Below are 26,856 nucleotides of genomic sequence, written 5' to 3'. Positions count from 1 at the left end.
CGACCGGCGGGCGCGGCGCCTCGGGCGCGGGGGCCACGGCGGGCGGCTGCGTCTCCCACGCGGCGCGGATGCGGAACTGCTCCTTGTCGCGCCCCCGGGTGACGGGCGAGGCGAACTCGACGCGCTCGAGCCGCGGGGAGTCTTCGAGGAGCGGGATGAGCAGGCTCGCCTGCGAGGCCTGGCCCGTGAGCTCGACGCCCTTGGCGTCGAGCGCGAGCATGGTGAGCCACGCGTCGCCCGGCAGGATCTCGGTCACCTCGCGCAGCACGGGCAGCGGGCGCATCGCGCCCGTCTCGAGGGCGGCGACCGTGGCGAGGAGCCGGCGCTTGCTCTCGAGCTCGCGGAGCACGCGCTCGACGGTGCGCACCTCGGGGTCGATGCGGGCGGCCTCCGCGTTGAGCACGCCGAGGTGCCGGCGCTCGCGAACGCCCGGGGCGAGCAGCGCCCCGAGGCCCAGGAGGAGCGTCGCCGCCGCCACGCCGACCGTGAGCCACTGGGGCCGCGTGAGGCGGCGCGGCTTCAGCGCCGCCGGGATGAGGTCGAGGGGCCGGATGCCGTGGCCCGACGCGACGGCCACCGCCAGCTCGGCCGCGCCGCGGGGCCCGTCGCCCGCGGCGTCCAGGCGTCGCCGCGCGCGGTTCGTGTACGGGGGCGCCGTCACGGGCGCGCCGAGCGCGGCGAGATCGCCGCCGAGCGCGTCGGCGTCATCGCCCGACGCCCAGACGGCGTCGCACTCACGCCAGCGGGCCACGGGGAAGCTCCGGCGGACCTCCGCGACGAGCGTCGCCCCGTCGGCCGCGGCGAGGCTCCGGCTGAGGACGAGGTCGGCGCCGCGGACGAGCAGCAGGTCGGTGGCGTCGCCCGCGCGATGGAGCCACGCGACGCGCTGCCCGCGTGCGGGGCGCACGAGCGCGAGGAGGTCGTGCGCGGCGACCGTCACCGACAGGGGGCGGAGCTTCGCCTCCTCCGCGAGCCGGAGCGCCGCGTCCACGACGCGCCGGTCGGCGGCCGCGACGAGCACGCGCCGGGCCTCGCCCGGCGGGGCGGGCGCGCCGTCGGGCGCGAGCGGCAGGAAGTCGAACGGCGCGTCCTCCGCGGGGAAGGGCAGGTGGCGGTCGAGCTCGAAGCGCACCATGTCGCGCGTCTCGCCGGCGACGGGCGGCAGCTCGATGGGCTTCACCGTCACCGCCGAGCGCGCCAGGCCGAGCGCGACCGCCCGCGGCGCGAGCCCCCGTGCGTCGAGCTCGGCGCGGAGCGCGGTCGTTGGGTTCTCCGCCTGGACGACGAACGTGTCCACGCGACCCCGCCGGACGGCGGCCACGCTCAGCCGATTGCCGAGCAGGACGACGCCGAGGCGGAGGAATCCGATTTTCATGCCCGTATAAAGTATGGTGTTTGACGGATCAAAGGGCCACAAATTCTTGCCCTCATTCGGGCCTCCGGTAATCTCCGTACGCTCAGCGGAGCCCGGACCACCAGAGGATCGCCACGGAGGTGGGAACGCCGGGGCGCTTCCGGATCACCGCGGTCACGCGCGCCGCGACGCGCCCGGCCACGATGCCCTCGGCCTCCACGCGGAAGGTCTGCGTCGAGAAGCCGAGCCCGCGGCCGCTGAACCGGTCGGGGACGGCGGTGTAGGGCGTGACGTGTCGCGCCTGCAGGATCTCCACCACCTGGGCTTCGGCGAGGCCGAGGGCCCTGAGCACGGCCGGCGACGCCGTGTTGATGTTGACCTGACCCGTCGCGTGGACCGCGAGGAGGTCCACGAGCCCCGGCGCTCCCGCCGTGCCGCGATAGATCTCGGGCGTCACGCCGCGGACCTGCAGGAGCTCCGCGACGGAGTCGAGGTTCGCGTTGTGCGAGCGGTAGGGTACGGGCAGGGCGAGGTAGTAGTCGCTCTCCGCGCCGTTGAGGCGGTGCTCCTCGTTCGCGTCGCGCCAGTCCTGGAGCGAGTCGCCGATGACGTCGCGCACGCTCTTGTCGAGGCCGAGGCCGAGCAGGAGCCGCTCCATCTGCTCGGGCGGGGCGGTGTTGACGTTGAGGCGCGCCTCCTCGTCGGTGATCCGGTAGGAGAAGCGGCCGCCGGGGAACGCCACCTGCTCGCGCGGAAGGTGCGGGAGCGGGAGCGGCGGCGTGCCCGTGTGGAAGGTGAGCCGGCCCTGGTCGTCCATGGCCACGTACGTCGCGTCGGCGACGAGCTCGCGCGTCGCCTGCGCGATCGCCGCCTCCGCGAGGTGGAGGGCGATGACGCCGTCGCGGTACGCGCGCACGGCGGAGGCCTCCAGGCGCATCGAGTAGGCGAACTCCGCCCCGACCACGCCGACGATCGCCATGACGAGGAGCACGACGATCAGCGCGATCCCCCGCTCGTCGCGCGTCATTGTAGCGGGGCTCGCGAGTCCGGCTCGCGTCGTGGGTGGCCTGCCGTAGGCACGTGGGGCGTCATTGGCCCGTGGTCTCCCCGACCCGCAGCGAGACGGTGAAGGGTGGGAGCGTCTGCGCCCGGCCGTCGAGCGTCGCGCCGACCGCGACGCGGACGGCGCGCGGCGTCGCGTTGTCGGTCCGCGCGTCCCACCGGTCGACCCACTCGCCGCCCACGTCCAGGTACTGGAAGGCGAGGGCGGTGACGCTCGGGTCGTGGAAGACGATCTCCGCGTCCGTGAACGGGTTCTGGTTCGGCAGCGGGCGCTGCCGGATCACGAGTCCCGGGCGGTCCGCGCTCTCGTCGAGCACGATCACGACCGCGGTGAACGCGATCGGCACGGCGAAGGGGAACGGCGGCGACTGCGTGACGAACTCGAGCCGGCTCGCGCCGCCGACGAAGAGCACGACCGGGTCCAGCGTGGGGCCGGGGGCGCCCCGGTACGGATAGGCGCCGCCGAGCGTGCGCGCGAGCGCCTGCGCGATGCCACGCACGTGCTGCTGGGTCTCGGCCCGATCCTCGCCGCGGCGCCAGGAGGCGAGCGCGACGCGCAGGCCGCCGAACGCGATCACGAGGAGCGTCGCCACGAGCGCGAGCGCGAGCAGCACCTCGAGGAGGGTGAAGCCGCGCGGGCGCGTCGCAGGTGCGGGTGGCGTCATCGTGTCACGGCCTTCTCGATCGAGGCGCGCAGCGTGACCAGCTCGACGTGGCTCCGGTCGCCCCAGCCCACCCGGACCGCGATCCGGTAGATCGTCCACGATGCCGTCGCGCGCGAGCGTTCGAGCTCGGGCGTCGGGTCCACCGTGATCGTCCGCTCCCACGTGAACGCTCCTTCCGTCCCCGACTGCTTCTCCTCGGCCGGAACCAGGACCTCGCGGATCTTCTGGTCGGCGAGCAGCATCGCCTGCTGGTGGTCGCCGGCGGTCTTGAGGAGCCGGAGGCCCTGCGCGAAGCCCTGGATGGACGCAACGATCGCGATGCTCAGGATCGCGAGCGCGACGACCACCTCGAGGAGCGTGAAGCCCGACTCGGGCGCGCCGGCCGTGGGCGCGCGGGGCGTCATTGTCGGATGCTCCGGACGCGGCCGGTGATGGGGTCCACGGTGACGCGGTAGCTCACGCTGCCCGAGGCGAGCCGGTACTCGCCCCCGGTGGAGGTTCCCTCGGGCGCGAAGCGAACCGTGCCCGCGTTCGACGACGCGGGGACGATCACGAGGCGCTCGGGGAAGACGCGCGCGCGCAGCACGTCATCCTCGCCGGCCAGGAGCGTCAGCCGGTGCGCGTCGGGCTCGACGACGACCCGGAGCGCCTCGCGGCGCGTGATGGCCTGTTCGCGCGCGTGGCGGAAGAAGGCGGCGAAGCCCGCGACGTCCGCGCGGGCGCGGACCGAGTCGGTGCTGCGGCCGATCGCGGGGCCGACGAGGCCGACCGCCAGCGCGATGACGAAGAGGGCGATGACCAGCTCGAGGAGCGTGAACCCGCGCGCGCCTACTTCTGCGCGTTTTCCCATGACATGATGTCGGCGTTCTCCCCTTCGCCGCCGGGCTGGCCGTCGGCCCCCTCCGACCAGAGGTCGTAGTCCCCGTGCTGGCCGGGACAGCAGCGGTACTTGTACGCGTTGCCCCATGGGTCCTTGGGCACGTCCTTCTTGAGGTAGGGGCCGTTCCAGTTGGCCACGTTCGGATTCCGCTGGAGCGCGTCGAGGCCCTGCGCGCCCGTCGGATAGGCGCCGGTGTCGAGGCGGTACTGATCGAGCCCGGCGCCGAGCAGCTCGATCTGCGCGCGCGCGGCCGCCTGCTTCGACTGGCCGACGCGACCGAACAGCCGCGGCCCCACCAGGCCGACGAGCAGCCCGAGCACGATGATCACCACCAGCAGCTCGATGAGGGTGAACCCGCGCTGATCGCGGCCGATCCATGCGCGCGCGGGCCGCCTCACCCCTCCTTCGCCAAGGATGATCCGGCGCCACGTCGGGCGCCCGGGGCGGCGAGCCTCTCCGAGACCCGTGTCGTAGGCGCACGGAGGCCGCCACGCTGGAAGACCGACGTGACGCGCCTGATGGCAGTCGTGGTCGACGAGGGGCTCGCCGGCCCCGGACGCGAAAGGTGACCGCCGGGTCATAGCGGGATCTCGTTGATCGAGAAGATCGCGAGCAGCATCGCGACCACGATGAACGCCACGATCAGTCCCATGCCGAGGATGACCACGGGCCCGAGGAGGTCGAGCGCGCGCTTCATCTCGGTGCGGACGTCCGCCTCGAAGGTCTCGGCCACCTTGAGGAGCATCTCCTCGAGCCGCCCCGTCTCCTCGCCGACGCGCACCATGTGGATCGCGAGCGCGGGAAAGCGCGCCTGTTCCTGCATCCCCGCCGCGATCGTGCCGCCGCGCTTGACGCCGTCGGCGAGCCGCCCCACGGCCCGGCCGATCGCCTGGTTGGTCATCATGTCGCCCACGACCGCGAGCGCGCCCATGACGGGCACGCCGCTCTTGAGCATCGTGCCGAGCGTGCGGGCGAAGCGCGCGGCCTCGATCTTCAGCGCGAGCCCGCCGATGAGCGGCAGCCCGAGCAGGGTCTGGTCCCACGCCACGCGGCCCTCGGGCGTCCCCGTCCAGACGCGCCAGCCGAGGACGACGGCGAGGAGGCCGAGCAGGCCGGCCCACCAGTAGCCCTGGACGACCGCGCTCACGGTCATGAGAATTTGCGTCGGCAGCGGCACGGCCTGACCGAGGTCGGCGAAGATCGTCGCGAAGCGCGGCACGACGAACGTCAGGAGGAAGACGATCGCGCCGAGCGCGACCGTGAGGAGGACGGCCGGGTAGGTGAGCGCCCCGATGACGGCCTCCGCGAAGACGGCGCGGGCCTCGAGGAACTCCGCGAGCCGCCGGAGCGTCACCTCGAGGACGCCGCCCTTCTCGCCGGCGCGCACCATGTTGATGTAGAGGCGCGAGAACGGGCGCGGGTGGTGCTTCGCGAGCGCCTCGCTGAGCGAGGCGCCGCCGCGCACGGTCACGAGGAGGTCGCCGACGAGCGCCCGGGCGCGCGCGTGCGGGGCCAATTCTTCCACGATGGCGAGCGCGCGGTCGAGCGGCAGCCCGGCCTCGACCAGCGTCGCGAGCTGCTGGGTCAGCGCGAGGAGGTCGCGCTGGCTGAAGCGTGCGGAACCGCCGAACGCGGGCCAGCCCGTGCGCTCGGCGTGGGGCGCGACGCGGATCGGGTAGTACGCGTCCTTCTGCAGCCGCTCGACGACCGCGCGAGCGTCGGGCGCCTCCATCACGCCGTCGATGGTCTGGCCGCGGCGGTCGGCTGCCCGGTAGACGAAGACGGGCATCGCGCGCTCAGGCGTCTTCCTGCGTGACGCGGAGGATCTCCTCGACCGTGGTGACGCCCGCGCACGCCTTCCGCCAGCCGTCGAGCCGGAGCGTGACCATCCCGTGCTCGACCGCCTGGCGGCGGATGTCGCGGCTCGGGGCGCGCCGGAGGATGAGGCTGCGCGCGTCCTCCGTGATCGGGAAGAGCTCGTAGATGCCGGTGCGCCCGCGGTAGCCGGTGCCGCGGCACTCGTCGCAGCCGCGCCCGCGCCAGAGCTTGGCGCCGGCGGCGCCCTCGATGCCGAGCGCCTCGAGGTCGGCGGCGTTCGGCGCGTCGGGCGTGCGGCAGGCCTGGCAGACGCGCCGCAGGAGGCGCTGGGCGAGGACGCCCTCCAGGACGGAGGCGACGAGGTAGGGCTCGACGCCCATATCTTGAAGTCGGGTGATCGCGCCCGGCGCGTCGTTGGTGTGGAGCGTCGAGAAGACGAGGTGGCCGGTGAGCGCCGCCTGGATCGCGATCTCGGCGGTCTCGAGGTCGCGGATCTCGCCGATGAGGATCACGTCCGGGTCCTGCCGCACGATGTGGCGGAGCCCGGTGGCGAACGTGAGCCCGATCTTCGGCTTCACCGGGATCTGGTTGACGCCCTTCAGCTGGTATTCGACCGGATCCTCGACCGTGATGATCTTGAGGTCCGTCGAGTTGATCTTGTCGAGCGCGCCGTAGAGCGTCGTCGTCTTGCCGGAGCCGGTGGGCCCCGTGACGAGCAGGATCCCGTGCGGCCGCTTGATGAGCGCGTCGAAGCGCGCGAGCGTGTCCGGCGCGAAGCCGAGCTTCTCGAGCGGCAGGAACACGCTCGCGCGGTCGAGGAGCCGCATGACGATCGATTCACCGTGCACGGTGGGCATCGTCGAGACGCGGATGTCGACGCGCCGGCCGTGGAGCGTGACGCGGATGCGCCCGTCCTGGGGCAGGCGCCGCTCGGCGATGTTCATCTCTGCCATGAGCTTGATGCGCGAGGTCACGGCGGCCTGGAGCCGGCGCGGCGGCGCCTCCTGCTCGAAGAGGATCCCGTCGAGCCGGTACCGCACGCGGAGCGTGTCCTCGAAGGGCTCGATGTGGATGTCCGACGCCTCGGCGCCGATCGCGTTCTCGATGAGGAGGTTCACGAGGCGCACGACCGGCGCCTCGAACGCCATGTCGCGCAGGTGGTTCACGTCTTCGTCGCCCGCGGCGCCGCCCTCGTCTTCCATGCCCTCGACGATGCGCTGGAGCGGCGTCGCCGCGCCGTCGTACGTCCGGTCGATCGCCTCGCCGATCGCGTCGGGGGCGCTGACGACGAGCTTGACCGCGAGGCCCGTGGACTGCTGGAGGTCGTCCACGACGAGCGGATTGAGCGGGTCGGCGGTCGCGACCGTCAGCAGCCCGTTCTCGACGCTGACGGGACAGACCGCGTACTGGCGGAGATACTTCGCCGAGAGGTTCTTGACCACCGGCAGCGCGGACGGCAGCTCGTCGCGCGAGAGGAACTGGAGGTTCTGCTGCCTGGCGAGCGCCCGCAGCACGTCCTCGGTCGTCACCGCACCGAGCGCGACGAGCGCCTCGCCGAGCCGCTCGCCGGTCGTCCGCGCGCGCGCGAGGCCCTGGGCCACGACGTCCGCGGTGGTGAGTCGCTCGGCGACGAGGATTTCGCCCAGCAGGCGGGGAGACTGCCCGGTGGCCATGCTATGCTCGCGTGATCATGGTAGCATACCTGCTCTTCACGGCCGCCGCGGCGGCCGCGGATCTCGCCGGCGCGCTGATCGTCGTCGGCGCCCATCGCAAGGGACTCGCGCCGCTCCGCTATTTCGTCGCCGCGGGCGCGGGCTTCATGCTGGCCGCCGCGTTCGTCCGGATGCTCCCCGAGGCGGCGCACGTGCCGCACGCGTTCCTCTTCGTGCTGGTCGGCTACTTCGGCGTCCACCTCTTCGAGCACACGGTGGCCCCGCATTTCCACTTCGGCGAGGAGGTGCACCCCGAGGCGCTGCTCGCGCCGTCGGCGGGCTACCTCGCGCTCCTCGGCCTCGGCGTCCACACGCTCTTCGACGGCGTCGCGATCGCGGCGGGCTTCATGATCGGGCCCGCCCTCGGCGCGATCCTGTCGATCGCGGTCTTCCTCCACAAGATTCCGGAGGGCTTCACGATCGCGTCCGTCATGCTCGCCGGCGGCCGCTCGCGGGCGGCGGCCGTCGCGGCGGGGGCGACGCTCGGCGTGCTGACGATCGCCGGCGCCGTCGCGACGAGCTTCGTCGCCGAGCGCCACGTGGGCGTGGCGCTCGCGCTGTCGGCGGGCGTGACGATCTACGTCGCGGCCTCCGACCTGATTCCGGAAGTCAACCGGGACGGGGGGCCCGCGCTCGCCTGGACGGTGTTCGGCGGCCTGGTCCTCTTCGCGGTCGCCGACTGGCTCCTGGCGCCCCTCGGCGCGTCGTAGTCCGGCTCAGCTCCGCGGGACGATCGTCAGCGAGGGGAGCGAGAGCGCCGGCGGTACCGGAGCGGCGGGGCCGTCGTGGCCGTCGAGCCACGCCTGATCCGGCTCCGTCACGCGTACGAGCTCGTCGTAGGCCACCCGGCCGTCGAGGACCTTCGTCAGGCCGTCCTGGAACATCGTCTGCGCACCCTCGGTCCCGCTGAGGCACTGCCGGAGCTCGGCCTCGCTCGCCCGCGCCACGATGAGCGCGCGGACCGCGGGCGTGACGACGACGAGCTCGAAGACGCCCATCCGTCCCACCGCGCCGAGGCCGCGGCAGCGCTCGCAGCCGGGGCCCCGCTGGAAGAGGCGACCCTCGCCTGCTCCGAGGCGCACGAGCAGCTCCGTCGGTTTCATCGCCGCGTCTCCTCGATCGCTCGGGCAAAGACCTCACACGCCTATCCGGTAATTGCCCGAGCGCAAGAGACGCAATTCGGATACCAGGACGGCACCGGGTTCAGGCCCAATGACGGCGGGGACTTCTGGCGCATCCGGGCCCGGAATATTCGGAAACGCCGCCGGCGGGTGACACCGCGGGTGACAACGAGTGACAAAGTTGGGCATGCCCGGGCGCGCCGGGGGGCCGTGTTATTCTGGCGCGCGATGAGCGTGCGAGCGGCGCTCGTGCTGCACGGGCCCAACCTCAACCTCCTCGGCACCCGCGAGCCGGCCGTCTACGGACGGGTCACGCTGGCGCAGCTCGACCGCCTGATCCGCGAGCACGCCCGGCGCCACGGGATCCGGGTCGACTGCCGGCAGTCGAACCACGAGGGCCAGCTCATCGACTGGCTCCAGGCGGCCGAGCGCGAGGGCTTCGGCGGCGTCGTCTTCAACCCGGGCGCGTTCACGCACTACTCGATCGCGCTCCGGGACGCGGTGGCCGCCATCGAGCTCCCGGTCGTCGAGGTGCATCTCTCCAACGTGCACGGGCGCGAGGAGTTCCGCCGCCACTCGGTGATCGCCGCCGTCGCGCGCGGCCAGATCTCGGGCTTCGGGCCGCAGAGCTACCTGCTGGGGCTCGACGCGCTCGCGGCGCTCGCGCGCCGGCGCCGATGACCCACCGCGGCCGCCCCGCCGTCTGAGCGACGGCGGGCCGGGGGAACGGGTGATCCGTGGTGGAGCTCGACGATTCCGCCCTGGTCGAGCGCGTTCGCGCCGGCGACGTCACCGCGTTCGAGCCGCTGGTCGAGAAGTACCGGCAGCGGGTCTATCGCCTCGCGTGCAACGTGCTGCGCGATCCCGAGGAGGCCCGGGACGTCGCGCAGGAGGCGTTCATCCGCGCGTTCCAGGCGCTGCCGAACTTCCGCGGGCAGTCGGCGTTCTACACCTGGCTCTTCCGGATCACCCTGAACGTCGCGTCCGACCGCGCGCGCCAGCGCGCCGCGCGCGGGCGCGCCCTGGGCACCGAGCGGGTCGAGGAGGGAGACTGGGAGCGGACGCTGGTGGACCCCGGGGAGACACCGGCCGACTCGGCGGCGCGGGCCGAGGACCGGAGCCGCATCGAGCGCGCCCTCGAGTCTTTGCCGGAGCATCACCGCGCGATTATCATGTTGAGTGATCTCGAGGGGCTCTCGTACCGCGAGATCGCCGAGGTGCTGGGGATCCCGATGGGAACGGTGATGTCGCGGCTGCACAACGCGCGCAAGCGCCTGCGGCGGGCGCTCGGGCCGCTGCTGCTCCTGCTTCTCGCGCTGCTGGCCCTCGCGGTCATCGCGGCCGCGGCGGAGGCGCAGCAGGTGGTGAGCTTCGGCGCCCGCGTGGTTCTGGCGAGCGACGCGCCGCCGCCGGTGGCGAGCCGGGGCCTGGCCCCGGCGGCTCCCGACGAGCGCCTCGACAACTTCCTGCCCAAGCTGCGCCGGCTCTTCCGCTACAAGGAGTACACGTCGCTCGAGCGCTACCGCGGCGAGGTGCCGATGGGCGCGACGCAGCGCTGGCCCGTGCCCGGCGACCGCCGGCTCGACATCACGCCGGAGGCGCTCGAGAAGGGCGCCGTGAGGTTCCAGGTGCGCCTCTCGAAGGGCAGCGTCACCGAGCTCAACACGCACATCCAGGCGCAGACGGGCAACCCCGCCGTGCTGGGCGGCCCCCGGCACGCCGACGGCGTGCTGATCATCATCGTCTGGCCGAACCCGGCCCCCTGAGCGGAGACCGCGTGGGCAAGGGCGAAGAGCGGTACTGGGAGGAGCGGGCCCGGATCGAGCAGGGCCACGTGAAGTACCGCGAGAAGCTGCGCGAGGAGGGCAAGCTCTTCGTCCGCGACCGGCTGAAGCTCCTGCTCGACCCCGGCTCCCCGTTCCAGGAGGACTGGCTCTTCGCGCGCTCCGAGGAGGCGGACACACCCGCCGACGGCGTGGTCACGGGCGTCGGCACGGTCGGCGGGCGCCCCGTCTGCGTCATGGCCAACGACTACACGGTCAAGGCGGGCTCCTGGGGCGAGAAGACCGTGCAGAAGATCGTGCGGATCCAGGAGAAGGCCGCGCGCCTCCGGGTCCCGATGCTCTACCTCGTGGATGCGGCGGGCGGGCGCATCTCCGAGCAGATCCGGATCTTCCCCGGGCGCTTCCACGCCGGGCGCATCTTCTACAACGAGGTGCAGCTCTCGGGCGTCGTCCCGCAGATCTGCATCCTCTTCGGCCCGTCGCCCGCGGGCTCGGCCTACCTCCCCGCGCTCACCGACGTCGTGATCATGGTGGACGGCAAGGCCTCCCTCTACGTGGGCAGCCCGCGCATGGTCGAGATGGCGATCGGCGAGAAGATCACGCAGGAGGAGCTCGGCGGCGCGCGCATGCACTGCGAGGTCTCCGGCTGCGGCGACGTCCTCGCGGCCTCCGACGAGGAGGCGATCGAGCTCGCCAAGCAGTACCTCGCGTACATGCCGCAGTCGTACCGGGAGCCGCCGCCGGCGCGCGAGGCGGCCGAGCCCCCGGCCGGGCGCGCGATCGAGGAGATCGTGCCCTACGACCAGCGCAAGTACTTCGACATGTACGAGGTCATCGGCCGCGTGGTGGACGCGGGGTCGTGGTTCGAGATCAAGCGCCTCTTCGCGCGCGAGGTGATCGTCGGCCTGGCGCGCCTGGGCGGCCGCGCGGTCGGGGTCGTCGCGAACCAGCCGAAGGTGAAGGGCGGGGTCCTCTTCAGGGACTCCTCCGACAAGGCCGCGCGCTTCATCTGGCTCTGCAACGCCTTCAACGTCCCGCTCGTCTACCTCGCCGACGTCTCGGGCTTCATGGTGGGCAGCAAGGTCGAGCGCGAGGGGATCATCCGGCACGGCGCCAAGATGATCTTCGCGACCTCGCAGGCGACGGTCCCGAAGATCTCCGTGATCGTCCGCAAGTGCTACGGCGCCGGGCTCTACGCGATGTGCGGCCCGGCCTTCGAGCCCGACGCCGTGCTCGCGCTCCCGCAGGGGCAGGTCGCGATCATGGGGCCCGAGCCCGCGGTCAACGCGGTCTACTACAACAAGATTATGGAGCTGCCCGAGGGCGAGCGGGCCGCGTACGTCAAGCAGAAGCGCGAGGAGTACGCGCGCGACGTGGACATCCACAAGCTCGCCTCGGAGATGCTCGTGGACGACATCGTGCCGGGCTCGGCGCTGCGCGACGAATTGATCAAGCGCTTCGCCTACGCCCGGACCAAGGTCCACGAGTTCCCGCAGCGCCGGAACGGCGTCTATCCCGTCTGAGGCTCACCGCAGGAGCGCGTCGGACTGGACGTAGAGCTCCTGGAGCTTCCACTGCCCGGCGCGCCTGACCGCCCGGAGGCGCAGCGTCGCGGGCCCGTTCTCGAAGGCCGCGTCCGCGGAGTAGGTCATGGTGACCACGGGGCCCTGCAGCGTGAAGTTCACGACGTAGTGCTGGCGGGTGGCGCCGCCGTAGCGCTGGAGGGCGCCGAGACGCTTGGAAAAGGCGTCCATCAGCGCGTCGATCCGCGCGCGGGGCGCGACGCTCAGGAGCTCCGGGCTCGCCTCCGCGACCAGCGCCTCCGCGCTCCACGCCGAGATGATCGGCGGCGTCACGCGGTCCACGTAGGCCTTGCCCGCGGCGTCGGCCCGGACCGCGACCCAGTAGGCCGCGGCGAACACCCCGAGCCCGGCCACGATCAGGACGAGGAACGCCGAGCCGAGCACGATGAGCGTCTTCTTCATCGCGGCCTCCGTGGCGCGCCGAGGCCCGGGCCCGACGGCGTCCAGGGATTACTATAGGTGGCGCTGCGACCGGCGGCCAAGCGGAAACGGCGGGGGATCGGCTAGCCGCCGAAGCGGCGCCGGGCCTCCGCGAGCTTCTCCGCGATCGGCGCGGGCAGGCGTGCGCCGAACTGGTCGTAGAACTCGCCGAGGTCGCCGAGCGCCTGCAGCCACTCGGCGGCGTCGCAGCGGAGCGCCTCACGCAGGCGCTCGGGCGGGAGGTCGAGCCCGTCGGTGTCGAGGGCGCCGGGCGCGGGCACCCAGCCGATCGGCGTCTCCTCCGCGCGCGCCGTGCCGCGGATGCGCTCGACCATCCACTTCAGCACGCGCATGTTCTCGCCGTAGCCCGGCCAGAGGAACCGGCCGTCGGCGTCGCGGCGGAACCAGTTCACGCGGAAGATGCGCGGCGGCGCGCCGAGCCGACGGCCCGTCGCGAGCCAGTGGGCGAAGTAGTCGGCCATGTTGTAGCCGCAGAACGGGATCATCGCCATCGGATCGCGGCGCACGACGCCGACCTTCCCCGTGATCGCCGCCGTCGTTTCGGTGGACATCGCCGAGCCGAGGAAGACGCCATGGGTCCAGTCGAAGCCCTCGAACACCAGCGGGATCACGTTCGAGCGGCGCGAGCCGAAGATGATCCCGGAGATCGGGACGCCCTGCGGGTCTTCCCAGTTGGGCGCGATCGACGGGCACTGCTGGCAGAGGACGGTGAAGCGCGAGTTCGGATGGGCGGCGGGCCCGTCCCCGGGCCGCCACGGCCGGCCCTGCCAGTCCACGACCCCGGCGGGCGCCTCGGGGGTGAGGCCCTCCCACCACGGCTCGCCCGCGGGCGTCAGCGCGACGTTGGTGAAGATCGTGTTCGAGCGCACCATCGCCGTCGCGTTCGGGTTGGTCTTGGGGCTCGTGTTCGGCGCGACGCCGAAGAAGCCGCGCTCGGGGTTGATCGCGCGGAGCTGGCCCTGCGCGTCCACCCACATCCAGGCGATGTCGTCCCCGAGCGTCCACGCGCGCCACCCGGGGAGCCGGGAGACGACCATCGCGAGGTTGGTCTTGCCCGAGGCGCTCGGCATCGCCGCGGCGAGGTAGGTCACGCGGCCCTCGGGGTCCTCGACGCCGATGATGAGCATGTGCTCGGCGAGCCAGCCCTCCCGGAGCGCCTGCGCCGACGCGATCCGGAGCGCGTGGCACTTCTTGCCGAGGAGCGCGTTGCCCCCGTAGCCCGACCCGACGCTCCAGATGAGCTTCTCCTCGGGGAAGTGGAGGATCAGGCGCCGGTCCGGCGACAGGTCGCCCAGCGAGTGGAGGCCCGCGACGAAGTCGTCGTCGCCGCGCATCTGTCTGATGGCCGCCGGGCCGACGCGCGTCATGATGTGCATGCTCGCGACGACGTACGCGCTGTCGGTGACCATGAGCCCCACCCGGCTCATCGCCGAGCCCGCCGGGCCCATCAGGTACGGGATCGCCCACATCGTGCGGCCGCGCATGCCGCTCCGGAACAGCGCGCCGGCCTTCGTCTTGGCCTCGGCCGGCGCCATCCAGTTGTTGGTGGGGCCCGCGTCCCCGCGCTCCCGCGAGCAGATGAACGTGAGCTGCTCCGTGCGCGCGACGTCCTGGGGGTGGCTCCGGTGGAGGTAGCAGCCGGGGTAGGTACGCGGGTTCAGCGGCAGGAGCGTGCCGTCGCGGAGCATCGTCTCGACGAGCCCGTCGTACTCGGCCTCCGAGCCGTCGCACCAGACGACCTCGGAGGGCCGGGTGAGGGCGGCGGCCTCGTCCACCCACTTCTCGGCCAGGCTGGTCACGCTCATGCGTGTCCTCTCTCCGTCCTCGGGTAAACGACCGATGCGGGCGCCGCCCGCTGCGGCTCGTGGCGATTGTCACCGCGGGTCCGCGCCCGTGTCAACGAGAAGCGGCGCGCGTGCTAGCATCGCCGCGTGACGGGTCTCGTCCGGGCCGTGCGCTATCTGACGATCGTGCCGGTGCCCGGGGGCGTGGCGCACGGCATGGAGGCGCTCGGCCGCGCCGCGCCGTGGTTCCCTGTGGTCGGGCTCGCGCTCGGGGCCGTGCTCGCCGGCGTCGAGCGGGTCGCGGGGGGCCTCTTCCCCCCGCTCCTGGCCGCGGCCCTCACCGTGACCGCCTGGAAGGCGCTGACCGGGGGACTCCACCTCGACGGCCTCGCCGACTGCCTCGACGGCCTCGCCGGCCGCGACGCCGAGCAGCGGCTCCGCATCATGCGCGACACGCGGCTCGGCGTCTTCGGCGCGGTCGGGCTCGTCCTCTTCCTGCTCCTCGAGACCGCCGCCGTGGCCGGGCTGCCGCCGAGCGCGCGCACGCGCGCGCTGCTCGTCCTGCCGGCGCTCGGGCGCGCGACGCCGGCGCTCCTCGCGCGGTGTTTTCGACCGGCCCGCGCGGACGGTCACGGCGCCGCGTTCAGGGACGGCCTCGGCGCGGGCGCCGCGCTCCTCGCTCTCGCGCTGGCGGCGGCCCTCGCGCTCGCCGTGCTGGGCGGCGTCTCGGGCTCGCTCGTCGTCGTGATGTCCGTCGCCGCGGCGTTCGCGCTCGCTTTCTTCATGGCGGCGCGGCTCGGCGGCGTGACGGGGGACGTGCTCGGCGCGGCGATCGAGGTCGCCGAGCTCGCCGGGCTCCTGGCGGTGTCGGTGTGGGCGCGCGCGCGACCCTGATCTACCTCCTGCGTCACGGCGAGGTGGTCCTCGCCGAGACGCGCCGCTTCATCGGCCACCTCGACGTGCCCCTCTCCCCGCATGGCGAGCGGCAGAGCCGGGCGCAGGCCGCGCGGCTCGCCGGCGTCAAGCTCACCGCCGTCTTCGCGAGCGATCTCATGCGCGCGCGGCGCACCGGCGAGATCATCGGCGCGCCCCACGGGCTCGCGCCCGTCGTGGTCGGCGCGCTCCGGGAGATGGCGATGGGCCGCTGGGAGGGGCTCCGCGCGGAAGAGATCCGGCGCCGCGAGCCCGCGGCGTTCGCCGACTGGATGGCGCGCGTCGGCGAGTTCCCGTTTCCCGAGGGCGAGAGCGTGGCCGACCTCGAGGCGCGGGCGTGGCCCGCGTTCGAGGCGATCGTCCGTGCCCACGCGGGCGAGGCCGTCGCGATCGTCGCCCACGGCGGGACCAACCGCGCGCTCGTCTGCGCCGCGCTCGGGCTGCCGCGCGCGCGACTCCTGGCGCTCGGCCAGGACTACGGCGCGCTCACGGTCCTGGCGCGCGTCGGCGCGCGCTGGGAGCTCCGCCGGCTCAACGAGCGCGCGGTGCTATAATCCGCGGGCGCATGCGGAGCGCGTGTGACGGGCCCGAATCGTGAGGCGCCTCTGCTCTCGATGTACGCGGGGATGCTGCGCGTGCGGCTCTTCGAGGAGCGCGTGCGCGAGCTGTTCGCCGGCGGCAGGATCCCAGGCTTCCTCCACACCTCGGTAGGCCAGGAGGCCGTCGCCGTCGGCGCGTGCGCGGCGCTCCGGCCCGACGACTACGTCCTCTCGACGCACCGCGGCCACGGCCACCTCGTCGCCAAGGGCGGCTCGCTCGGGGGCCTCATGGCCGAGCTCTACGGCAAGGCGAACGGCATCTGCCACGGCAAGGGCGGCACGATGCACATCGCCGACGCGTCCGTGGGCTACCTCGGCGCCAACGGCGTCCTCGCGTCGGGCTGCGTCTTGGCCCCGGGTGTCGGCCTCTCGATCAGGCAGCGGAAGTCGGGCCAGGTGGTCCTCACGTTCTTCGGCGACGGCGCCGCCAACCGCGGCCCGTTCCACGAGGGCGTGAACCTGGCGGCCCTCTGGAAGCTGCCGGTCGTCTTCCTCTGCGAGAACAACCGTTGGGCCTCGACGACGGCCGGCGCGCTCTCGGCCGCCGGCGGCTCGATCGCGCGGCGCGCCGCGGGCTACGGGATCCCCGGCGACTCCGTGGACGGCAACGACGTGCTCGCCGTCCACGACGCCGTCTCGCGCGCCGTGGCCCGGGCACGTGCGGGCGAGGGACCCTCGCTCGTCGAGGCGCACACGATCCGCTGGGTCGGCCACTTCGAGGGCGATCCGCAGGTCTACCGCGGCAAGGACGAGGTCGCCGAGGGGCGGCGCACGGACCCGATCGCGCGGCTCGAGCAGACGCTCCGCGCGCGGGCGCTGCTCGACGACGCGGGGGCGCGGCGGATCCGCGACGGGATCACGGCCGAGATCGACGCCGCGGTCGCGCACGCCGAGGCGAGCCCGCTGCCCGAGGCCCGCGACGCGCTCACCGACCTCTTCGCCTACTATCCATGGCGGGATTGATCGTCCTGGGGGGGAGCGATCGCCGCTCCTCCCCCAGACCCCCCCACCGGGACGGCGCTCCATGCCGGTGATGGACTTCGGCGACGCGCTCAACCTGGCCCTCCGCGAGGAGATGCGGCGCGATCCGCGCGTCTACTGCATCGGCGAGGACATCGTGCTCGGCGTGCCGTTCGGCGTCACCAAGGGGCTCGTCGACGAGTTCGGGCCCGAGCGCGTGCTCAACGCGCCGATCTCGGAGGCGGCGATCGTCGGCTCGGCGCTGGGCGCGGCGATGACGGGCCTCGTCCCGGTCGTGGACATGCACTTCGCCGACTTCGTCACGTGCGCGATGGACGAGGTCGCCAACCAGATCGCGAAGTCGCGCTACATGTTCGGCGGCCAGGTGGATTGCCCGCTCGTGCTGCGGATGCCCTACGGGATCGGCCGCTCGGGCGGCGGCCACCACTCGAACTCGGTCGAGGCGTGGTTCGTCAACATCCCCGGGCTCAAGGTGTGCATCCCGTCCACGCCGGCCGACGCGCGCGGCCTGCTGAAGACCGCGATCCGCGACCCCGACCCCGTGCTCCTCTTCGAGCACCGCGGCCTCTACCGCGTGACCGGCGAGGTGCCGGAGGCGGAGGCGCTCGTCCCGCTCGGCGCGGCCGACGTGAAGCGCCGCGGCCGCGACGTCACCGTGATCGCCACCGCGCGGATGGTGCACGAGGGCCTCGAGGCGGCGCGGCGGCTCGCGGAGGAGGGCGTCGAGGTCGAGGTGGTGGACCCGCGGAGCCTCGTGCCGCTCGACCGCGAGACGCTCGCCGCCTCGGTACGGCGGACGAACCGCGTTGTGATCGCAGAGGAGGGGCCGATGCGCGGCTCGACCGGCGCCTGGCTCACCTGGGTGATCATGGAAGAGTGCTTCGACGATCTCGACGCGCCGATCGCGCGCGTCGCCGGGCCGAACATCCCGATCCCGTTCAGCCCGCCGTTGGAGAAGTTCGCGACGCCCGACGCGGACGCCGTCGTCGCGGCCGTCCGCCAGGTGCTGAAGTAGCCCGTCACCGAAAGGAGTCGCCACTATGAGCCGACTGACCGGCCCCGGCGGCGTCGCCGCCCTCGCGCTCGTGCTGCTGCTCGTGGCCGGCCCGTCGCTCGCCGCCCAGGACCAGCCGAAGGCGGGAGGCGTGTTCAAGGCGGCGATGATCGGCGAGCCGCCGACGCTCGACCTGCACACGACGACCGCGGTGATCGTGCAGCAGATCACGTGGCACATGTACGAGGGGCTCTACACCTACGACGCGAGCTACGGCGCGATCCCGCTCCTCGCCGAGAGCCACGCCGTGTCCGACAGGGGCCGCACGTACACCTTCACCCTGCGGCGCGGCGTCAAGTTCCACAACGGCAAGGAGCTGACCTCGGCCGACGTGGTGCCCTCGCTCAAGCGCTGGGGCCGGCTGGCCACGCCCGGCAAGCAGCTCTGGAAGAACGTCGAGGCCGTGGAGGCCAAGGGGCCGTACGCCGTCGTCATCTACCTCAAGGAGCCCTCGGGCTCGCTGCTCATGGGCCTGGCCCGACCCAACAACGGCGCCGTCGTCTACCCCAAGGAGGTCGTCGACGCCGCCGGCGACAACGCCGTCAAGGAGTACATCGGCACCGGCCCGTACCGGTTCGTCGAGCACAGGCCCGACCGCCACCTGCGGCTGGCGCGCTTCAAGGACTACGTGGCCCGGACCGACCCCCCCGACGGCTTCGGCGGCAAGCGCACGGCGTACCTGGACGAGATCCTCTTCATCCCCGTGCCGGACGTGGCCGTGCGGCTCGCCGGCGTCGAGACGGGCGAGTACCACTACGCGCAGCAGATCCAGCAGGACCAGTACGATCGCGTGAAGACGACGCCGGGCGTCGTGCCCGCCATCATCAAGCCCTCGGCGTGGTCCACCGCCGTGCTCAACCACAAGCAGGGCCTGATGACCGACCGGCGGCTCCGCCAGGCCGTCCAGGCCGCGCTCGACATGGAGCCGATCATGGCCGCGGGCTTCGGCAACAAGGCGTTCTACCGCCTCGACCCCGGCCTGCAGTTCCAGGAGCAGCCGCAGTGGCACAGCCGGGCCGGCGCCGAGCTCTACAACCAGAAGAACGTCGCGAAAGCCCGGAAGCTCCTGCAGGAGGCCGGCTACCGCGGCCAGCCCGTGCGCTGGATCAGCACCAAGGAGTACCAGTGGATGTACAAGAACGCCCTCGTCGCCAAGCAGCAGCTCGAGGCCGTCGGCCTCACGATCGACCTCCAGGTGGTCGACTGGGCGACGCTGGTGCAGCGGCGCAACAAGCCCGAGCTGTGGGACGTGTTCTCCACCGGCTTCACCTTCAACCCCGAGCCCGCCTTCAGCACCGCCGCCATCTGCAACTGGCCGGGGTGGTGGTGCCACGAGGACAAGGAGCAGTGGATGGAGGCGCTGGGGCGGGAGACCGATCCCCGCAAGCGCCGGGCGATGTGGGAAAAGGTGCAGCAGATCCTCTACGAGGACGTCGGCCGCGTGAAGTTCGGCGATTATTTCACGCTGGAGGTCCTGCGCAAGGAGGTGCAGGGGCACCGCCCCACCAACGAGCTGAACCTCTGGAACGTATGGCTTAGATGAAGACCTACGTCGCCCGCCGGCTCCTGGCGCTCGTCCCGGTGGCGCTGGTGGTGGCGACGGTGGCGTTCGTGCTGATCCACCTGGCGCCGGGCGACCCCGCCTCGGTCATCGCCGGGCCCGACGCCTCGGCCGACGACGTGCGGCGCATCGAGCGGCAGCTCGGCCTCGATGCGCCGCTGCCCGTGCAGCTCGTGCGCTGGTACGCGCGGCTGGCCCGGGGCGACCTCGGCCAGTCGATCTTCCTGCGCAAGCCCGTCACCGAGGCGATCCTCGACCGCGTGGAGCCGACGCTGCTGCTCACGCTCTTCGCCATCGCCATCGCGGTGGCGATCGGTGTGCCGGCCGGCGTGATCTCGGCGCGCCATCACGACTCGGCGACCGACCAGGCGCTGATGGTGGTGGCGCTGCTGGGCGTGTCCATTCCCAACTTCCTGCTGGGGCTGCTATTGATCCTGTGGTTCTCGGTGTGGCTCGGCTGGTTCCCGGTGGCAGGCTACTCGCCCCTCGAGGACGGTCTGGCGAGGACGCTGCGCTCGCTGGTGCTGCCGGCGTTCGCGCTCGGTCTGGTACAGTCGGCGCTGATCGCGCGCATCGCGCGCTCGTCCATGCTGGACGTGCTCGGCGAGCCCTTCATCATGGCCGGCCGGGCCAAGGGGCTGGGCGAGCGGGCGGTGGTCTACAAGCACGCGCTCAAGAACGCGATGATCCCGACGGTCACGATCATCGGCATCTCGTTCGCCATCCTGATCTCCGGCGCGGTCGTCGTCGAGACCGTCTTCAACATCCCGGGGCTCGGGCGGCTCATCATCTCGGCGGTGCTGCGCCGCGACTACCCCGTGATCCAGGGCGTGGTGCTCTGCATCGCCGGCGTCTCGATGCTGATCAACCTGGCCGTGGACCTGTCGTATCTCGTCTTCGACCCGCGGGTGAAATACCGGTGACGGTGCGCCGCGCATGAGCGTCATCGCGCTGCCGCGCCCCGGGGCGGCCCGCGCCCGCGTCGGCCCGCGCTGGCTCGTCGCGCTGGTGCGGCGCAAGACCACGCTGGCCGGCGCGCTCGTGATGCTCGTCATCGCGGCCGTCGGCGCGCTCGCGCCGCTCCTGGCCGGCGACCCCGCCCACATGGACGTGGCCGGGCGCCTCGCGGCGCCGGGCCGCGCGCACTGGTTCGGCACCGACGACGTGGGGCGCGACGTCTGGAGCCGCGTGGTGTACGGCGCGCGGCTGTCCTCGCTCGTCGGGCTCGCCGTGGTGGCGCTGTCGTTCGTGGTCGGGGTGGCCTGCGGGCTGGTCGCCGGGTATTATCGCCGCCTGGACAACCTCGTCATGCGCGTGATGGACGGGCTCATGGCGTTCCCGGCGATCGTGCTGGCCATCGCGCTGATGGCCGCGCTCGGGCCGAGCGTGGTCAACGTGATCGTCGCCATCGCCGTGGTCTACTCGCCGCGCGTCGCCCGTGTCGTGCGCGGCTCGGTGCTCGTCATCCGCGAGACGTCCTACGTCGAGGCCGCGCGGGCGCTGGGCGCCTCCGACCTGACGCTGATCGGCCGCCACGTCCTGCCCAACTGCCTCTCGCCGGTGATCGTCCAGGCGAGCTTCGTGTTCGCCGCCGCCGTCCTCACCGAGGCGGCGCTCTCCTTCCTCGGCGTCGGCGTGCCGCCCTGGGTGCCCTCGTGGGGCAACGTCCTCGCGGAGGGGCGCCTCTACCTCCAGCAGGCCCCGTGGCTCGTCCTGTATCCCGGCGCCGCCATCATGCTCACGATCTTCGGCCTCAACCTGTTCGGCGACGGCCTGCGCGACCTGCTCGACCCCAAGATCCGCGGGCTCCAGACCGAAAAGCAGCGCGCCACCTGAGGAGAAACGACATGCCGCCACACCGGAACGCCTACCGTCCGACGGTCATGGGAACGCGGGGCGTCGTGACCTCCGCCCACCCGCTCGCCTCCATGGCGGGGATCCGGATGCTGCTGGCCGGCGGCAACGCCGTGGACGCGGCCGTCGCCGTCGGCTCGACGCTGAACGTCGTCGAGCCGTTCATGTCCGGCGCGGGCGGAATCGGCCTCATGCTGATCTCGCGCGGCCGCGAGCGGCACGTGCTCGACTTCATCGGGCGCGCGCCCAAGGCGGCCGACGCCGGGCGCTGCACCGAGGACGAGCTCGCGGGCGGCCCGAAGTCGTGCGCGACGCCGGGCAACCTCGGCGGCTGGCTCGCCGCGCTCGAGCGCTTCGGCTCGATGGATCGCGCCGCCGCGCTCCGCCCGGCGATCGAGCTCGCCGAGGGCGGCGTGCCGCTGACGTGGAAGAACGTGGACTTCTTCGAGGCGGCGCGCGCCACGCTCGGCCGCTCGCGGGAGGCGCAGCGCCTCTACCTCGGCAACGGTGGCCCGCGCGCTGGCGCCGTCGTGACCTACAAGGAGCTCGCGGTGACGCTCCGCCAGGTCGCGGAGGGCGGGAGCGAGGTCTTCTACCGCGGGCCCGTCGCGAAGGCGATCGCCCGCGCCGTCCAGGAGGCCGGGGGCTGGCTCGCCGAGGAGGACCTCGCGGGCTTCGCGCCCGAGTGGCGCGAGCCGGCGACGATCCGGTACCGCGGGCACGACGTCTACTCCGTCCCGCCGCCGTTCTCGGCCTTCCAGATGCTCGAGACGCTGAACATCCTCGAGGGCTTCGACGTGGCCGCGTGGGGTCACAACTCCGTCGAGTACCTCCATCACCTGATCGAGGCGATCAAGCTCGGCTCCGCCGACCGGCTGGCCTACGCCTACTCGCCCGACGTGCCGATCCGCGGGCTCCTGTCGAAGACCTACGCGTCCGCGCAGCGCGCCCGGATCGATCCCGCGCGCGCGGGGCGGAGCGAGGGCGAGCGCTGGAACCGCGTGCGGCTGCCCGACGAGATCCGCGAAGGCCACCCCGCGAAGTTCGAGAACGAGCACACGACCCACTTCGCGTGCGCCGACGCCGCCGGCACGGTCGTCTCGGTCACGCAGACGCTCGGCGTGCCGTTCGGCTCGGGATTCGCCGTGCCCGGCACGGGCGTCGTCCTCAACAACATCCTCAAGTGGATGGACCGCGACCCCGAGTCGCCGAACGTGGTCCGCCCCGGCAAGAAGGCGGGGACGATGATGTCGCCGACGCAGGTCTTCCGCGACGGCGCGTTCGCCGTGTCCGTCGGCACGCCGGGGTCCTACGGGATCCTCCAGACGACGCCGCAGATGCTCCTCAACGTCCTCGAGTTCGGCATGAACATCCAGGAGGCGATCGAGGCGCCGCGCGTGCGCGTCTACAGCGACCGGCTGCTCGACGCCGAGGCGCGCATCCCGGCCGAGACCCGCACGGCGCTCGCCGGGCGCGGCCACGAGGTCAACACGATCGCCGACTGGTCCTGGATCGTGGGCGGGGGGCAGGGGATCGTCCGCGACCGGGAGTCCGGCGCGCTCATGGCGGGCGCCGACCCCCGTCGCGACGGCTACGCGCTGGCGGTCTGAGGCCCGTCCCCGGCAATTCTCCGGCGTTCGGGGGGTGATTCCCGGCAACCGGACACCCGGTGATTACCTCACCATGCCCCTGGCCGGATTCTCGCCAGGCGGGCAAACCCGCCGTCCAAGTAGGCGTCGCGCAAGGCCCATTACCCGGCACCGGGAATGCATTCCGGAAGCGTAGGGCGCTTGAGGCGACCCTCGAAGGAGGCGGGCGATGGTCCGTGGCTGGACGCTCTCCCTGCTGTGCGGCGCGACGCTCGTGTGGGGCGCGGGTTCCACCGATGCGGCGGTGCTGCGCAGCGCCGTGGAGCGTGGGCCGGCTCCCCGTCTCGAGCGTCCTTCCAACACCACCGGCGCCGCCGTGGACGAGCTACTCGAGCTGTCGGGGCTCCGCGCCCAGCTCGGCGCGCTCGCCCTCGGCATCCGCGCCGAGCTCCAGGAGCTGCGCGCGGGGATCGACGCCCGCGACCGCGTCGAGATGGATCGGATCGCCGCGCGGCACTTCGACCCCGAGATGCTCTACACGCGCGTCCGGCTCGAGCTGGGCCGGCGCGTGGACAGAGCGAAGCTCGGCGCGGCGCTCGCCTGGTACCGCTCGCCGCTCGGCCGGCGGATCACCCGGCACGAGGTCGCGGCGATCTCGGCCGAGCGCGGCGGGACGCCGCTGCCGTCCGACGAGCGCCTCGGGCTGGTGCAGCGGCTCGACGAGCGCGCCGGCGCGTCGGAGACGACGCTCGACGTCGCGATGACGCTCGTCCGGAGCCTCGCGCGCTCGAGCGCGCCGCTCCGTGCCGCGCACCTCCGGCTCACGTCGGACCAGCTCGAGGAGCGGATCAGCCTCGCCCGGATCCAGGCGCTCACGCCGATTCGGATCGCGTGCCTGCAGCACATGCTCTTCGCCTACCGCGAGCTGACCGACGTCGAGCTCGCCGAGTACGTGCGGTTCGTCGAGTCGCCCGCGGGGCAGTGGTACGTCGAGGCGATGGACCGCGCCCTCGTGGACGCGGCGGGCGTGGCGGCGGAGCTCACGGCGGTCGAGCTGGTCACGCTCGTCCCGCACCTCACCGAGAGCCGCTAGGCGCCCCGCGACGCGCCGCGGTCGGCGCGGGCGCGGTGGGCGCGGTAGGCGGCGAAGACCCGATCGTTCATCTCCCGGCAGGCGGCGCGGGCGCTCGCCTGCCGTGCCGGCGTGTCGGCCAGTAGCGTGAGCGCCTTCCAGCCGATCGCGGCGTGCCGGTACTCATCGGGCAGGATCCGCGTCCGGTAGAGCTCGGCGGTCTCGGGGTCCACGTCCCGCGCCAGCGAGATCAGCGTCTCGAACCCCTCGCACGATTGGGTCTCGCCGGCGAACTGGAACATCGCGAGCTTCTCGAGCGTCGGGCGCGTCCGGCAGGCGATCAACCAATCGAAGAGCGCCTCCCACTCGGGCAGCGGGCGGTAGCCGTCGGGGTCCTCGCCGAGGTCCAGGAGCCGGGACCTCAGTAATTGGTAGTGGCGCTGCTCGTCCTCGAGCTGGCCCGGCAGGAGCTCGCGGATCTCGCGCTCGGGCACGTGCGGGATCCAGGCGGCGATCAGCTCGACCGAGCGGAGCTCGTTGTAGACGCCCTGGCGCATGCGGTAGCGGATCTGCTCGAGCCGCGCCGCGGGCGCCGCCGCGGGGTCGAGGCGGACGTCGCGGTCCCGCCAGAAGGCCGCGTTCTCGTCGGCGAGGCCGCTGACGAAGTGCCGGGCCGGGGGGGCACCCTCACCGCTCACGGCTTCTTGAAGCTGATCGCTCCGAAGTAGGCTTCCGCGGTGGACTTGGTGTCGTCGGAGTCGATCGCGATGGAGATGGCGCCCGGGTTGTCGGGCTCCTCGCCGTAGATCTTCTTGAAGTCCTCCACGACGTTGCGGCGCTCGGTGAGCCACTTGCCGAGCTCGGCCGGGCCCGAGCGGACGATGACGTAGGTGACCATGCTGGTCTTCTCGCTCGGCACGATGAGCCCCGCGGGCGCCGTCGTATCCCAGACGTAGCCGATGAGCCGCGAGCGCAGCTCCTTGGGGAAGCGTGGCCAGACGACGTAGAGCTGCGCCGCCTGGTCGTCCGTGCGCTTGTGGCGGGAGTCGGCGCCCTTGGGGAGCGCGACGGCCTTCCAGCTCCACTCGAGGATCGGCGTGTCCTTGAGGCGCCACTTGCCCTTGAGCTCTTTGGTGATCGTGGAGCTCTCGTCCTGGCTCCGGAGGTGGAGGACACGGTGGCCGTCGTTCTCGAGGATCGTGAAGTCGTGCTTCGGGTCGCCCCAGACCTGGTCGCCCTTCCAGCCGTCGGGAATTCCCTTCGCGCCCAGCGGAACCTTCGACCAGTCCTCGACGAGGAGGACGTCGGCCGCCCACGCCGCGGCGGCCAGCGACAGGGCGACGAGCAGCGTCGCGATGCGGGCCGGCATGGCCGCTATGATACCTTCATCCCGTGCCCGAGGCCGCCGATTCGCTCCGCGTGGACAAGTGGCTCTGGGCCGCGCGCTTCTTCAGGACGCGTAGTCTCGCGGCCGCCGCGTGCTCCGGCGGGAAGGTGGACGTGAACGCGGAGGCCGCGAAGCCGGCGAAGGCCGTGCGGGTGGGCGACCGGCTCCGGATCACGCTCCCGCGCGACCGGCGCATCGTGAGGGTGCTGGCGCTCTCCGACACGCGCGGGGCGGCGCCCGTCGCCCGCGCGCTCTACGAGGACCTGACGCCGCCGCGCCCGCGCCAGGCGCCCCCGCCGTACCGTCCGCCGGGCGCGGGCCGGCCGACCAAGCGCGAGCGGCGCGCGCTCGAGCGCCTGAGGGGATCTTGATGACCTACGACTGGCACGCGATCGTGGAAGGCCTGAACCAGTATCTCCGCCTGCGCTCGATCCCGATCGGGATGAAGCTCTTCGAGACCGTCGAGGAGATGGAGGCGATCCCGAAGATCCGCCGGCCGAGGGCCAGGCACACGACCGACCAGATCGTCGCCCAGGCGCGGCAGCTCGGCTGGACGGTCGGGGTCACGATGGCCGACCTCGCCGGCGCCCAGTGCGGCGCGGTCATCGGCCTGCATCCCCAGGACGCGGAATGGCTCTCCGGCCGGCGCATGGCGGGCGTGTGGTTCGAGACGCAGGAGGACGCGAGCCTCCACCAGCACGCGATGGACTGCGTGCCGCACGGGCGCTACCGCGCGATGGCGGTCGCGCCGCTCACGTCGGGGCGCCTCGACCCGCCCGACATCTGCCTGATCTACGGCACCCCGGGCCAGATGATCTTCTTCATCAACGGGCTGCAGTGGAGCGGCTACCGGAAGCTCAGCTTCACGTCCGTGGGCGAGTCGGCGTGCGCCGATTCGTGGGGCAAGGCGCTCAAGACCGGCGAGCCCGCCCTCACGATCCCGTGCTACGCGGAGCGGCGCTACGGCGGCGTCGCCGACGACGAGCTGCTCATGGCGATCCCGCCGCGTTATCTGCCGAAGGTGATCGAGGGCCTCGCCGCGCTCTCGAAGAACGGGCTGCGCTATCCGGTCCCGCCCTACGGTATCCAGACGGACGCCGCGGCGGGCCTGGCCAGGAGCTACGCCGACAAAGACACGAAGGGGGCGTGATGGGGCTCATCGGCCGGATGTTCGAGGGCTTCCGCGTCGGCCGCGACACCAAGATCCGGCACCTCGAGCGCGTGCCGCTCTTCGAGGACTACAGCGGGAAGGAGCTGCGCGCGATCGCCGACATCTCGAAGGTCGTCGAGGTCCCCGAGCGCACGGTGCTCTGCCGCCAGGGCGAGCCGGGCGAGGAGTTCTTCATCATCGTGGACGGCACGGCGCTCGTGACGGTCTCGCCGCAGAAGAGGGTGCGGCTCCGGCCCGGCGAGTTCTTCGGCGAGATGAGCCTGCTCGACGGCGAGCCGCGCTCCGCCACGGTCAAGGCGGAGACCGACCTGCGCCTGCTCGTCATCGAGCGGCTCCACTTCTGGACGTTCCTCAAGCAGGCCCCTGAGGTGACGGAGCGCATGCTCGTCACGCTCTCGCGCCGCATCCGGGCTCACGAGCGCTCGCAGACCGCCTGAGTCGCTCCCGCGCG

General features: G+C 72.6%; 29 protein-coding genes. 16 read left to right on the top strand and 13 right to left on the bottom strand.

Features of this window, described 5'->3' with window-relative positions; all coding sequences use genetic code 11:
* The 8 genes from VKG64_01335 to gspE form a co-directional block, all read right to left on the bottom strand.
* On the bottom strand, positions 1 to 1,375 hold a 1,375-nt coding region (locus VKG64_01335), incomplete at its 3' end, for a PilN domain-containing protein (protein HKB23668.1).
* Positions 1,376 to 1,457: 82 nt separating this feature from the next.
* The gene (locus VKG64_01330; protein ID HKB23667.1) at positions 1,458 to 2,381 is read right to left on the bottom strand and encodes a hypothetical protein; all 924 of its coding nucleotides are present in this window, start codon (positions 2,379 to 2,381) and stop codon (positions 1,458 to 1,460) included.
* Positions 2,382 to 2,442: 61 nt separating this feature from the next.
* Positions 2,443 to 3,081 (bottom strand): prepilin-type N-terminal cleavage/methylation domain-containing protein, encoded by a 639-nt coding sequence (locus VKG64_01325; protein HKB23666.1) that lies wholly within the window; start codon positions 3,079 to 3,081, stop codon positions 2,443 to 2,445.
* The gene (locus VKG64_01320; GenBank protein ID HKB23665.1) at positions 3,078 to 3,485 is read right to left on the bottom strand and encodes a type II secretion system protein; all 408 of its coding nucleotides are present in this window, start codon (positions 3,483 to 3,485) and stop codon (positions 3,078 to 3,080) included. Before VKG64_01320 ends, VKG64_01325 begins: the two co-directional genes overlap by 4 nt.
* Positions 3,482 to 3,931 (bottom strand): GspH/FimT family pseudopilin, encoded by a 450-nt coding sequence (locus VKG64_01315; protein ID HKB23664.1) that lies wholly within the window; start codon positions 3,929 to 3,931, stop codon positions 3,482 to 3,484. The genes VKG64_01320 and VKG64_01315 overlap by 4 nt, the downstream gene beginning before the upstream one ends.
* The gene (gspG, locus tag VKG64_01310) at positions 3,910 to 4,359 is read right to left on the bottom strand and encodes a type II secretion system major pseudopilin GspG (protein ID HKB23663.1); all 450 of its coding nucleotides are present in this window, start codon (positions 4,357 to 4,359) and stop codon (positions 3,910 to 3,912) included. The genes VKG64_01315 and gspG overlap by 22 nt, the downstream gene beginning before the upstream one ends.
* A 179-nt stretch (positions 4,360 to 4,538) precedes the next feature.
* Positions 4,539 to 5,750 (bottom strand): type II secretion system F family protein, encoded by a 1,212-nt coding sequence (locus tag VKG64_01305; protein ID HKB23662.1) that lies wholly within the window; start codon positions 5,748 to 5,750, stop codon positions 4,539 to 4,541.
* A gap of 7 nt (positions 5,751 to 5,757) precedes the next feature.
* A complete protein-coding gene (gene gspE, locus VKG64_01300) occupies positions 5,758 to 7,452 on the bottom strand; it encodes a type II secretion system ATPase GspE (protein ID HKB23661.1) in 1,695 nt (564 codons plus the stop codon).
* A 17-nt stretch (positions 7,453 to 7,469) separates the two neighbouring features.
* Here gspE and VKG64_01295 point away from each other — a divergent pair, with 17 nt between their 5' ends.
* Positions 7,470 to 8,201, top strand: coding sequence for a ZIP family metal transporter (locus VKG64_01295; GenBank protein HKB23660.1), 732 nt, complete (start codon positions 7,470 to 7,472; stop codon positions 8,199 to 8,201).
* A gap of 6 nt (positions 8,202 to 8,207) precedes the next feature.
* Here the strand turns inward: VKG64_01295 and VKG64_01290 are convergent, their stop codons facing one another.
* On the bottom strand, positions 8,208 to 8,594 hold the full coding sequence (locus VKG64_01290; protein ID HKB23659.1) for a hypothetical protein: 387 nt from the start codon (positions 8,592 to 8,594) through the stop codon (positions 8,208 to 8,210).
* 246 nt (positions 8,595 to 8,840) lie between these two features.
* On the opposite strand from VKG64_01290, the gene aroQ reads away from it, so the two are divergent.
* From aroQ to VKG64_01275, 3 genes are read left to right on the top strand one after another with little or no spacing between them, the layout of a single operon-like run.
* Positions 8,841 to 9,293 carry a type II 3-dehydroquinate dehydratase gene (gene aroQ, locus VKG64_01285; GenBank protein ID HKB23658.1) on the top strand — a complete coding sequence of 151 codons (453 nt, stop codon included), beginning with the start codon at positions 8,841 to 8,843 and terminating at the stop codon, positions 9,291 to 9,293.
* 56 nt (positions 9,294 to 9,349) lie between these two features.
* On the top strand, positions 9,350 to 10,378 hold the full coding sequence (locus VKG64_01280) for a sigma-70 family RNA polymerase sigma factor (protein HKB23657.1): 1,029 nt from the start codon (positions 9,350 to 9,352) through the stop codon (positions 10,376 to 10,378).
* 11 nt (positions 10,379 to 10,389) lie between these two features.
* Positions 10,390 to 11,919 carry an acyl-CoA carboxylase subunit beta gene (locus VKG64_01275; GenBank protein HKB23656.1) on the top strand — a complete coding sequence of 510 codons (1,530 nt, stop codon included), beginning with the start codon at positions 10,390 to 10,392 and terminating at the stop codon, positions 11,917 to 11,919.
* Positions 11,920 to 11,922: 3 nt separating this feature from the next.
* Here the strand turns inward: VKG64_01275 and VKG64_01270 are convergent, their stop codons facing one another.
* The gene (locus VKG64_01270; GenBank protein ID HKB23655.1) at positions 11,923 to 12,381 is read right to left on the bottom strand and encodes a hypothetical protein; all 459 of its coding nucleotides are present in this window, start codon (positions 12,379 to 12,381) and stop codon (positions 11,923 to 11,925) included.
* Positions 12,382 to 12,482: 101 nt separating this feature from the next.
* Complete coding sequence (locus VKG64_01265) at positions 12,483 to 14,225, bottom strand: phosphoenolpyruvate carboxykinase (GTP) (protein ID HKB23654.1); 1,743 nt, start codon at positions 14,223 to 14,225, stop codon at positions 12,483 to 12,485.
* A 126-nt stretch (positions 14,226 to 14,351) separates the two neighbouring features.
* On the opposite strand from VKG64_01265, the gene cobS reads away from it, so the two are divergent.
* The 9 genes from cobS to VKG64_01220 all read left to right on the top strand — a co-directional run bounded on the left by cobS (position 14,352) and on the right by VKG64_01220 (position 23,868).
* The gene (gene cobS, locus VKG64_01260) at positions 14,352 to 15,098 is read left to right on the top strand and encodes an adenosylcobinamide-GDP ribazoletransferase (protein HKB23653.1); all 747 of its coding nucleotides are present in this window, start codon (positions 14,352 to 14,354) and stop codon (positions 15,096 to 15,098) included.
* Entirely contained in the window at positions 15,077 to 15,691 is a 615-nt protein-coding gene (locus VKG64_01255) for a histidine phosphatase family protein (protein ID HKB23652.1), read from the top strand. The genes cobS and VKG64_01255 overlap by 22 nt, the downstream gene beginning before the upstream one ends.
* Before the next feature lie 60 nt (positions 15,692 to 15,751).
* Positions 15,752 to 16,699 carry a thiamine pyrophosphate-dependent dehydrogenase E1 component subunit alpha gene (locus VKG64_01250; protein HKB23651.1) on the top strand — a complete coding sequence of 316 codons (948 nt, stop codon included), beginning with the start codon at positions 15,752 to 15,754 and terminating at the stop codon, positions 16,697 to 16,699.
* Positions 16,700 to 16,760: 61 nt separating this feature from the next.
* A complete protein-coding gene (locus VKG64_01245) occupies positions 16,761 to 17,732 on the top strand; it encodes an alpha-ketoacid dehydrogenase subunit beta (protein ID HKB23650.1) in 972 nt (323 codons plus the stop codon).
* Between the two features lie 25 nt (positions 17,733 to 17,757).
* Complete coding sequence (locus VKG64_01240; protein HKB23649.1) at positions 17,758 to 19,314, top strand: ABC transporter substrate-binding protein; 1,557 nt, start codon at positions 17,758 to 17,760, stop codon at positions 19,312 to 19,314.
* Entirely contained in the window at positions 19,311 to 20,255 is a 945-nt protein-coding gene (locus tag VKG64_01235) for an ABC transporter permease (protein ID HKB23648.1), read from the top strand. Before VKG64_01240 ends, VKG64_01235 begins: the two co-directional genes overlap by 4 nt.
* 13 nt (positions 20,256 to 20,268) lie before the next feature.
* Positions 20,269 to 21,168 (top strand): ABC transporter permease, encoded by a 900-nt coding sequence (locus VKG64_01230; GenBank protein HKB23647.1) that lies wholly within the window; start codon positions 20,269 to 20,271, stop codon positions 21,166 to 21,168.
* Positions 21,169 to 21,179: 11 nt separating this feature from the next.
* Positions 21,180 to 22,796, top strand: coding sequence for a gamma-glutamyltransferase (gene ggt / locus VKG64_01225; protein HKB23646.1), 1,617 nt, complete (start codon positions 21,180 to 21,182; stop codon positions 22,794 to 22,796).
* A gap of 208 nt (positions 22,797 to 23,004) precedes the next feature.
* On the top strand, positions 23,005 to 23,868 hold the full coding sequence (locus tag VKG64_01220; GenBank protein HKB23645.1) for a hypothetical protein: 864 nt from the start codon (positions 23,005 to 23,007) through the stop codon (positions 23,866 to 23,868).
* Here the strand turns inward: VKG64_01220 and VKG64_01215 are convergent.
* Together VKG64_01215 and VKG64_01210 are read right to left on the bottom strand one after the other, a co-directional pair.
* Positions 23,865 to 24,545, bottom strand: a complete 681-nt coding sequence (locus VKG64_01215) for a ferritin-like domain-containing protein (GenBank protein ID HKB23644.1) — start codon at positions 24,543 to 24,545, stop codon at positions 23,865 to 23,867. The two genes, VKG64_01220 and VKG64_01215, sit on opposite strands and share 4 nt — an antisense overlap.
* Positions 24,542 to 25,216, bottom strand: coding sequence for a DUF3047 domain-containing protein (locus tag VKG64_01210; GenBank protein HKB23643.1), 675 nt, complete (start codon positions 25,214 to 25,216; stop codon positions 24,542 to 24,544). Before VKG64_01210 ends, VKG64_01215 begins: the two co-directional genes overlap by 4 nt.
* A 23-nt stretch (positions 25,217 to 25,239) precedes the next feature.
* Between VKG64_01210 and VKG64_01205 the strand changes: the two genes are divergently transcribed.
* From VKG64_01205 to VKG64_01195, 3 genes are read left to right on the top strand one after another with little or no spacing between them, the layout of a single operon-like run.
* On the top strand, positions 25,240 to 25,605 hold the full coding sequence (locus VKG64_01205; protein HKB23642.1) for an RNA-binding S4 domain-containing protein: 366 nt from the start codon (positions 25,240 to 25,242) through the stop codon (positions 25,603 to 25,605).
* The gene (locus VKG64_01200; protein HKB23641.1) at positions 25,605 to 26,384 is read left to right on the top strand and encodes a DUF169 domain-containing protein; all 780 of its coding nucleotides are present in this window, start codon (positions 25,605 to 25,607) and stop codon (positions 26,382 to 26,384) included. The genes VKG64_01205 and VKG64_01200 overlap by 1 nt, the downstream gene beginning before the upstream one ends.
* Positions 26,384 to 26,842 carry a cyclic nucleotide-binding domain-containing protein gene (locus VKG64_01195; protein ID HKB23640.1) on the top strand — a complete coding sequence of 153 codons (459 nt, stop codon included), beginning with the start codon at positions 26,384 to 26,386 and terminating at the stop codon, positions 26,840 to 26,842. Before VKG64_01200 ends, VKG64_01195 begins: the two co-directional genes overlap by 1 nt.
* Positions 26,843 to 26,856 lie beyond the last annotated feature (14 nt).

Source organism: Candidatus Methylomirabilota bacterium, assembly GCA_035260325.1.
Lineage (GTDB): Bacteria > Methylomirabilota > Methylomirabilia > Rokubacteriales > CSP1-6 > AR19.
The sequence above is the reverse complement of the archived record's forward strand: the minus strand, read 5'-3'. Positions and strand labels throughout refer to the sequence as shown.